At 60.3% G+C, this 1,899-nt stretch carries 3 protein-coding genes; all 3 read left to right on the plus strand.

Annotated elements, in window-relative coordinates; all coding sequences use genetic code 11:
* The first annotated feature begins 140 nt into the window (after positions 1–140).
* On the plus strand, positions 141–572 hold the full coding sequence (gene rplK, locus ACEW8G_RS07130; protein ID WP_373487741.1) for a 50S ribosomal protein L11: 432 nt from the start codon (positions 141–143) through the stop codon (positions 570–572).
* A gap of 4 nt (positions 573–576) precedes the next feature.
* The gene (gene rplA / locus ACEW8G_RS07135; protein WP_373487742.1) at positions 577–1,275 is read left to right on the plus strand and encodes a 50S ribosomal protein L1; all 699 of its coding nucleotides are present in this window, start codon (positions 577–579) and stop codon (positions 1,273–1,275) included.
* 98 nt (positions 1,276–1,373) lie between these two features.
* The coding region (locus ACEW8G_RS07140) for a transglutaminase family protein (protein ID WP_373487743.1) at positions 1,374–1,899 on the plus strand (526 nt) is incomplete at its 3' end.

Consider the following 1,899-nt stretch of genomic DNA (forward strand, 5'->3'; position numbering starts at 1 on the left):
GCCGGTAACGCTTCGTATCCTCTCCCCTGAAGGGGTGAGGATAAAGTTGCGGGAGACAGGCGTTCGCGTCGGTTGCTTGACCGCTTAATTTGAGGGGGATGGCATTCGCTGCCCCCGACAGAATGAAGGAGTGCCATGTCATGGCAAAAAAGATTGAAGGCTATATCAAACTGCAGGTGCCCGCGGGCTCTGCCAATCCCTCCCCGCCGATCGGCCCGGCTCTGGGCCAGCGCGGTGTCAACATCATGGAATTCTGCAAGCAGTTTAACGCTGCGACGCAGGAAGTTGAAAAAGGCACGCCGCTGCCGACCGTGATCACCGTGTTTGGTGACCGCAGCTTCACCTTTGTCACCAAGACGCCGCCTGCCAGCTATCTGATCAAAAAGGCTGCCGGCCTCAAGAGCGGCTCCAAGCTGCCCGGCAAGGACAGCGCGGGCACGATCAAGCGTTCGCAGCTGGCGGAAATCGCGCAGGTGAAGTTCGCTGATCTCAACGCCAACGACATTGAGGCAGCAACAAAGATTATCGAAGGCTCGGCAACGTCGATGGGCCTTGAAGTGGTGGAGGGCTAAGATCATGGCAAAAGTGACCAAGAAGTCCAAGGCGCTCGCCGCCAAGCTTGACGCTGAAAAGCTGTATGGCGTTGATGAAGCGATCAAGACCATCAAGGAACTGGCGACATCCAAATTTGACGAAACCATCGAGGTTGCGCTGAACCTGGGCGTCGATCCGCGTCATGCCGATCAGATGGTGCGCGGCGTCGTGTCGCTGCCTTCGGGCACCGGCAAGGACGTGCGTGTCGCCGTGTTCGCGCGCGGCGACAAGGCCGAAGCGGCTCTCGCTGCTGGCGCCGAACGTGCAGGTGCTGAAGACCTGATGGAAGAGATGCAGAACGGCAAGATCGATTATGATCGTGTCATCGCCACGCCCGATATGATGGGTGTGGTCGGGCGTCTGGGTAAATTGCTCGGCCCCAAGGGCCTGATGCCCAACCCCAAGCTGGGCACCGTGACCCCGAACGTCGCCGAAGCGGTCAAGGCCGCCAAGGGCGGTCAGGTCGAGTTCCGCGTCGAAAAGGCCGGGATCATCCATTCGCGCATCGGCAAGGCGAGCTTTTCGGACGAGGCGCTGCGCGCCAACTTCGACGCGTTCGTCGAAGCCATCGTGCGCGCCAAGCCCTCGGGCTCAAAGGGCAAGTATCTGCAGAAGATTTCGGTCAGTTCGTCAATGGGCCCCGGCCTCAAGGTCGATCTGTCTGAGGTCCACGCGGGCTGAATGTCATAGAATGATGCTAGCATGAGGGGGGTCGGAGGCAACTCCGGCCCCCTTTTTGGTGTACGGCCCTTTATGCCACGCCACTCCCGGAGCCCGATATGACCTTCGATCTGCATGTTTCGCTTGTTTACGACGTCAATCAGGCGACCGACATCCTGTTGCAGATCGAGGCCGCACCGACGCCTGAACAGACGATCATGCACACCTCGCTGCTCGCACCGGATTGCGAGCATTTCGTGCGGATCGCCTCGCACGACCAGATCGGCGAGCGCATCTGGCTGCGCAAGGCGGGACGGTTTGAGATCGAATATCGCGCGAATGTTGCGATCCGGCGGTTCGTGACCGACATCGCCACCCTGCCGCAAATCGCGCTGCACCGGCTGCCGGGCGAGACGGTGCAGTATCTGCTTGATTCGCATTATTGCCCTGCCACCAAGTTTCAAAGCTTCACCGACTCAGAGTTTGGCGCGCTGCAGGGCGGTGCGCGGATTGCGGCGATGCGCGACTGGATCCACGAACATTTCAGCTATCAGCCGGGCAGCAGCGACGGATCGACCACCGCGCTCGACACCTTCGTCACGCGGCAGGGCGTGTGCCGCGATTTTGCGCACATGATGGTGGTGC

Origin of the sequence: Blastomonas sp. (assembly GCF_041747255.1) — a bacterium.
In the GTDB taxonomy this organism is placed as follows: Bacteria; Pseudomonadota; Alphaproteobacteria; order Sphingomonadales; family Sphingomonadaceae; genus Blastomonas.